Source organism: Kitasatospora sp. MBT63 (assembly GCF_000710465.2).
Classification (GTDB): Bacteria; Actinomycetota; Actinomycetes; order Streptomycetales; family Streptomycetaceae; genus Kitasatospora.
Genome location: NZ_JAIZ01000485.1, coordinates 1 through 6,163, shown reverse-complemented (window position 1 = coordinate 6,163; position 6,163 = coordinate 1). Strand labels below are relative to the sequence as shown.

Here is a 6,163-nt window from a genome sequence, read left to right as displayed (position 1 = left end):
AGCAGGCGCGGTCCGCGAGGACCACGCACACCGCGGTGACGGCCAGCAGCAGTCCGGCCGCGGCCCAGGCGCCGGCCCGGGCCGCCGGGGTCGGCGCGAGCGCCGCCAGGCCCGCCCAGCCCCACGGCCCCGACCACAGCTCGCCGCGCTCCAGCCAGCCGATCCGCTGTCCGCGGGCCGCCAGCACGCTCTGCGCCGTGAGCAGCAGCACCACCACCGTCACGTACGGCGTCAGCCGCCGGACCGCGGCGGCCACCCGGTCGTCCAGCTCCACCGCGAGGCCCAGGCAGGTGGCCAGCAGCGGCACGCACACCCCGCCGAGCAGGCACCAGCCGAACGCGGCCGGCAGCCCCGCCCGTACGGTCAGCGCCAGCACCACCATCGCGCCGGCCGCCGCCAGGACCCCGGGTACGGTCGCGAGCCCGGCGGACAGCCAGAACCAGGGCCGCAGTACCCGCCGTGGGCGCAGCGGGTGGGCCAGCAGCCAGTCGGTCGCCGCCCGGGGCGGCACCACCGGCCCGCGCCACAGCCCGTCGCGGGCCGCCAGCAGCAGGGTGGCCAGCGAGAGCGCGGCGACGCCGCTCGGCAGGGCGGCCAGGATCGCCCGGCCGTGGGCGGTGTAGTCGGCGCCCATCGAGGACTGCAGCAGCAGCCCGAAGCTCGGCGTGACTCCCCAGACCACCAGCACCAGCAGGGCGCAGTAGACGGCGAAGCCGATCTGCCGGGCCCGGCCGCGGCGGTGCGGGGCGCGCATCTCCCGCAGCAGGGCCAGGGTCTCGTCGGTCCAGTCGTCGTCGGCGCTCCACGGCGCGGGCGGGCCGTCGGCCTCCGGGGTGTCGGCGGCGGGCCGGCCGGCGGCGTGGGGTTCGGAGTCCGGGTCGGGCAGGTCGTCGGTGGACGGCAGGGTGCCGGCGGGGCCGCTCACCGGCGACCGCCGCCCGCGCCGGTGCGCAGCGGCGCGTCCAGGACGGTCCGCGGCGGGCCTTCGGCCAGCACCTTGCCGTCCTCCAGCACCAGCACCCGGTCGGCCACCTCCAGCGCCAGGTCGGTGTGGTGGGTGACCAGCAGGACCGCGACGCCGTCGGCGAGCTCGGCCCGCAGCAGGTCCGCGAGCCGGCGGCGGGCGTCGGGGTCCAGCCGCTGCTCCGGTTCGTCCAGCAGCAGCAGGTCGCGCGGGCGGACCATGGCGCAGGCCAGCAGCAGTGCCTGGAGCTGCCCGGAGGACAGCGCAGAGGGCAGCGCGTCCGCCCGGTCGGCCAGGTTGCGCTCGGCGAGGACGTGCTCGACCCAGCCCGGTGCGTCGGCGACGCCGTGCGCGACGGCCACCAGCAGCAGGTGCTCGCGCACCGACAGGTCGGGGTAGCAGGCGACGGTGTCGCCGACGACCGCGACCCTGGCCCGGATCCGGGGGTCGTTCTCGTCCATCGGCAGGCCGTCGAAGGTCACCTTGCCGGCGGTGGGCACCTCGCGGCCGGCCGCGATCCGCAGCAGGGTCGACTTGCCCGAACCGTTGTGGCCGAGCAGGGCCACGCACTCGCCGGCCGCGAGGGTGAGGTCCACCGGCTGCACGACCTGCCGCGGGCCGTAGGAGTGGCTGACGCCGGACAGCTGGAGCAGGGTGCCGCGCGGCGCGGCGGTCGTCTTGGCCATGGGCGGAAAAGCCTCTCGCTGCGGTTGGTCGACCCACCCTACCCAGCCCCCGGCGGGGGCGGGCGCGACGGACCGCGACCTGTGTCCATGACAATTGCTCAAAGGTGTGGACCACCTGCGGAAGGTGGGGTAGCGTCCGGAGGCAGGCGGGGCCCGGAGGGGAGCAACTCCACTGCCGTGAGCGGATGTTGAGATGAGCCTTGCCCCGCGTCGTCCGGAGTTCCACCCGACCTGGAGGGGCCGTGCGCGTCGTCAAGAACCTGAAGGTACTGGCCGGGGTCCCGCTCGCCGCCGCCGCGCTCACGGTGCTCGGAGCGGGCACCGCCGCCGCGGCGATACCCGTCAACAAGCCGATGACCGGCAGCATGACGTACTACACGGACGCGGGGTTCGGCGCCTGCGGCACGCAGATCAACGCCTCGACACAGCTGCTGGTCGCCGTCCCGCACACCTGGTGGACCTCGGCCAACCCCAACAACGACCCGCTCTGCGGCGGCATCGCCGTCAAGGTCACCTACCAGGGCAGGAGCATCACCGTGCCGGTCAGGGACAAGTGCCCGTCCTGCGACGCCACGCACATCGACCTCAGCGAGCCTGCCTTCGCCAGGCTCGCCCCGCTGGACCTCGGCGTGGTCAACGGCATCACCTGGCAGTTCGTCAGGACCACCGCCCTCGGCGCGACCACACCGCTGACGGCGCCCACGCCGGTGGGGTAGCGGCCCCTCCCGGCCGGAACCGGCCCGCGGGCGGCCCGCGTCCCTCCCCGGACGGCGCGGCGCGGGAACGCGCCCCGCATCCGGAGGGGGATCACACCATGACGGCAACGGCCACCCGGTACCTGTACCTGGCCCGGCACGGCGAGGCCGAGTCGGAGGAGGGCGGGCTGACGGAGAACGGCCGCCGGCAGGCGGTGCTGCTCGGGCGGCACCTGCGCGACCGGCCCCTCACCGTGGTGCACCACGGCCCGCTCGCTCGCGCGGCCGAGACCGCACGGCTGCTCGGCGAACAGCTGGACGGCGTCCCGCTCCACGCCTCGGACCTCGCCGGGGACTACGTTCCCCACGTCCCGGAGCGGGACGAACTCCCCGCCGACTGCGCCGACTTCCTGCTGCGCTTCGTCGAACCGGTGACCGCCGAGGAACGCCGGAGCGGCCGCCTGCTGGCCCAGCGGGCGATCGAGCAGTTCACCGGCCCGGTCGCCGGCACCGAGGACCGCCACGAGCTGGTCGTCACCCACAACTTCCTGATCGGCTGGCTGGTCCGGCACGCCACCGACGCCCCGCCCTGGCGCTGGCTCGGCCTCAACCACGCCAACGCCGCCCTGACCGTCATACGCTACCCACCCGACCGCCCGTCGGCCGTCCTCGTCCACAACGACCTGCGCCACCTGGCACCCGAACTGCACTGGACCGGCTTCCCCCCGGAACTACGGATCTGACCCGGGGACCCTGCCCGCACGGGCGCGGGCCCCGGGCCGCCGGGGCGGTCCGGGGCCCGGGTGAGCCGGTGGCGGGGGGTGCTCAGATGGTCGAGGTGTCGATGACGAAGCGGTAGCGGACGTCGCTGGTCTCGACCCGGGCGTACGCCTCGTTGATGCGGTCGGCGGAGATCAGCTCGATCTCGGCGCCGATGCCGTGCTCGGCGCAGAAGTCGAGCATCTCCTGGGTCTCCGGGATGCCGCCGATCATCGAACCGGCCAGCGACTTGCGGCCGCCGATCAGGGCGAACACCGAGATCGGCACCGGGTTCTCGGGCGCGCCGACCTGGACCAGGGTGCCGCCGGTCTTCAGCAGACCGAGGTAGGCGTCCAGGTCGATCTCGGCGGAGACGGTGTTGAGGATCAGGTCGAAGCTGCCCGCCAGCTCCCGGAAGGTGGCCGGGTCCGAGGTGGCGCGGTAGTGGTCCGCGCCGAGCTTCAGGCCGTCCTCCTGCTTGCGCAGCGACTGGCTGAGCACCGTCACCTCGGCGCCCTTGGCGTGGGCGATCTTCACCCCGAGGTGGCCGAGGCCGCCGAGGCCGACCACGGCGACCTTCTTGCCGGGGCCCGCACCCCAGTGGGAGAGCGGGGAGTACAGCGTGATGCCGGCGCACAGCAGCGGGGCCGCGACGTCCAGCGGGATGGTGTCGGGGATCCGCAGGACGTAGTTCTCGTCCACCACCACGTGGGTGGAGTAACCCCCGTAGGTCGGCTGCCCGTCGCGGCCGGTGCTGTTGTAGGTGCCGACCATGCCGGTACCGGTGCAGTACTGCTGCCGGCCGGCCAGGCAGTTCTCGCACTCCCGGCAGGAGTCGACGAAGCAGCCCACACCGACCCGGTCGCCGACCGCGTACCGGGTGACGCCGGACCCGACCTCGGCGACCACGCCGGCGATCTCGTGCCCGGGGACCATCGGGAAGGTGCCCGGCCCCCAGCCGTCGTTGACCTGGTGGATGTCCGAGTGGCAGATGCCGGAGAACTTGATGTCGATCAGGATGTCGTACGCGCCGAGGGCCCGGCGGGGGATGGTGGTCCGCTCCAGCGGGGCCTTGGGCGAAGGGGCGGCGTATGCGGCGACGGTCGTGTGCGTCATGTGCTCCAGCCTGCGGCGCGGCCGCCGCCGCAACCAGGTCCTGGGTTGTCGTACGACCGGTGTTCCTACCACTGGCGTTATCACCCTCATACTGCCGTCATGGACCAGCGCACCGAACTGAGCGAATTCCTCCGCTCCCGCCGCGCCCGGCTGCGACCCGAGGACGTCGGTCTGCCCGACTACGGCGGCCGGCGCCGGGTGCCCGGTCTGCGCCGCGAGGAGCTCGCCCAGCTGGCGGGCGTCAGCACCGCGTACTACGTGCGCCTGGAACAGGGGCACGGGGAGAACGTGTCGACGGCCGTCCTGGACGGCGTCGCCAACGCACTGCGCCTGACCACCGCCGAACGCGAGCACCTGTACCGGCTCACCAAGCCGGTCCACCGGCGACCCCGCGGCGCCGCCCGCCCCCAGCGCGTGCGTCCCGCCTTCCAACAGCTGCTGGACATGATGGACGGCATCCCCGCCTACGTGATCGGCCGGCGGCTCGACATCATCGCCTGGAACCGGCTCGCCTGCGCCCTGATCGGCGACTTCGCCGCCCTGCCGCCGGAGCAGCGCAACATGGCCTGGCAGGTCTTCCGGGACCCGGCCGCGCGCGAGCTGTACGACGACTGGGAGGGCAAGGCCACCGACGTCGTCGGCTTCCTGCGGCTCGACGCCGGGAGCTTCCCCGACGACCCCCGGCTGGCCGCGCTGATCGGTGAACTCTCGCTCAAGAGCGAGGACTTCCGCCGTCTGTGGGCCGCCCACGACGTCCGCGACAAGGGCCACGGCACCAAGGAACTGCACCACCCGCTGGTCGGCCGGCTGACCCTGCAGTACGAGACCCTGCGGCTGCCCGCCGACCCCGACCAGGTGCTGCTCACCTACCACGCCGAGCCGGGCTCGCCCTCGGCCGAGTCGCTGCGCCTGCTGGCCAGCTGGGCCGCCACCGAGGCGACCGAGGCGGCCACCGCGAGCGAGGCGGCCCGGGCCGCCGACGGGTAGGCGGCCGGGCCCTCAGCCCGGCAGGCCACCGTCGGCCGGGCCGGCCACGTCGATCAGCACCTTGCCCACCGCGCCCTGCTCGACCGCGGTGTGCGCGGCGCCCGTCGCGGCCAGCGGGAAGCGGTGCAGCGGCAGGCCGGCCTGCTCGCCGACCCGCAGCGCGCCGTCCGCGACGGCGGCCCGGACCGCGGCCACCGCGTGGTCCTTGGCCGCCGCGGGCACGGTGTAGACCAGGACGCCCTGCCAGCGCAGATTGGCCGTCATCGCCTCGCGGACCGGAAAGCCCACCGCGGGGCCGCCGCTGTCCGCGTAGAAGGCGATCACCGCGTCGGGAGCCGCGACGGCGTGGTCGAGCACGGCGTTCTGCGCCGGGGCGACCTCCACCACGATGTCCGCACCGCCGGGCGCCACCGACCGGATCACGGCAACGGCGTCCTGCGCCCGGTAGTCCACCACGTGGTGGGCGCCCGCGGCGTGCGCGAGCTCGGCCTTGCGCGGACCGCTGACCGTGGTTACGACGGTGGCGCCGGCCCAGACCGCGAGCTGGACGGCCGCGTTGCCCACCGCCCCCGCGCCGCCCGCGACCAGCACCGTCCGGCCCGCCAGCGCGCCCGGGGCGAGCCTGGCCGGGCCGCCCTCGGCCACGGTCAGGGTCCGGTGCGCGGTGAGCGCCGGGATGCCGAGCGAGGCGCCGAGGTCGAAGGAGGCGCCGGGCGGCAGCGCCACGGCCTGCCGGGCCGGGAGCACGGTGTACTCCTGCGCCGTCCCGCCCGCCCGCCGCCAGGCGGCCTCCCAGACCCACACCCGTTCGCCGATCCGGCCCGGGTCCACCCCGGGACCGACCGCGTCGATCACCCCGGCGCCGTCCTGGTTCGGGACCTGCTCGGAGACGCCGGGCGCGAGCGCACCCGAGCGGCTCTTCCAGTCGGTCGGATTGACCCCCGACACCCTGACCG

6 protein-coding genes and 1 pseudogene are annotated in these 6,163 nt (G+C 74.9%); 3 read left to right on the top strand and 4 right to left on the bottom strand.

Features of this window, described 5'->3' with window-relative positions:
- Positions 1 to 925: pseudogene (locus AA75_RS26310) on the bottom strand (hypothetical protein); the annotation flags it as partial.
- Positions 922 to 1,650, bottom strand: a complete 729-nt coding sequence (locus AA75_RS26305) for an ABC transporter ATP-binding protein (protein WP_033822740.1) — start codon at positions 1,648 to 1,650, stop codon at positions 922 to 924. The gene AA75_RS26305 and the pseudogene AA75_RS26310, both read right to left, overlap by 4 nt.
- A 242-nt stretch (positions 1,651 to 1,892) precedes the next feature.
- Here AA75_RS26305 and AA75_RS26300 point away from each other — a divergent pair, with 242 nt between their 5' ends.
- Together AA75_RS26300 and AA75_RS26295 are read left to right on the top strand one after the other, a co-directional pair.
- Complete coding sequence (locus AA75_RS26300) at positions 1,893 to 2,366, top strand: cysteine/serine endopeptidase inhibitor (protein WP_051813398.1); 474 nt, start codon at positions 1,893 to 1,895, stop codon at positions 2,364 to 2,366.
- Positions 2,367 to 2,464: 98 nt separating this feature from the next.
- Positions 2,465 to 3,088, top strand: coding sequence for a histidine phosphatase family protein (locus AA75_RS26295; RefSeq protein WP_033822739.1), 624 nt, complete (start codon positions 2,465 to 2,467; stop codon positions 3,086 to 3,088).
- An 82-nt stretch (positions 3,089 to 3,170) separates the two neighbouring features.
- Here the strand turns inward: AA75_RS26295 and AA75_RS26290 are convergent, their stop codons facing one another.
- Entirely contained in the window at positions 3,171 to 4,220 is a 1,050-nt protein-coding gene (locus AA75_RS26290) for an NAD(P)-dependent alcohol dehydrogenase (protein WP_033822738.1), read from the bottom strand.
- 99 nt (positions 4,221 to 4,319) lie between these two features.
- Here AA75_RS26290 and AA75_RS26285 point away from each other — a divergent pair, with 99 nt between their 5' ends.
- Complete coding sequence (locus tag AA75_RS26285) at positions 4,320 to 5,207, top strand: helix-turn-helix domain-containing protein (RefSeq protein ID WP_033822737.1); 888 nt, start codon at positions 4,320 to 4,322, stop codon at positions 5,205 to 5,207.
- A 12-nt stretch (positions 5,208 to 5,219) separates the two neighbouring features.
- On the opposite strand, the gene AA75_RS26280 is transcribed toward AA75_RS26285, so the two are convergent.
- The coding region (locus AA75_RS26280; RefSeq protein ID WP_033822736.1) for a zinc-binding dehydrogenase at positions 5,220 to 6,163 on the bottom strand (944 nt) is incomplete at its 5' end.

Coding starts and splice junctions, on each gene's coding strand:
- AA75_RS26305 (WP_033822740.1), bottom strand. CDS start 1,650: ATGGCCAAGACGACCGCCGCGCCGCGCGGCACCCTGCTCCAGCTGTCC.
- AA75_RS26295 (WP_033822739.1), top strand. CDS start 2,465: ATGACGGCAACGGCCACCCGGTACCTGTACCTGGCCCGGCACGGCGAG.
- AA75_RS26290 (WP_033822738.1), bottom strand. CDS start 4,220: ATGACGCACACGACCGTCGCCGCATACGCCGCCCCTTCGCCCAAGGCC.
- AA75_RS26285 (WP_033822737.1), top strand. CDS start 4,320: ATGGACCAGCGCACCGAACTGAGCGAATTCCTCCGCTCCCGCCGCGCC.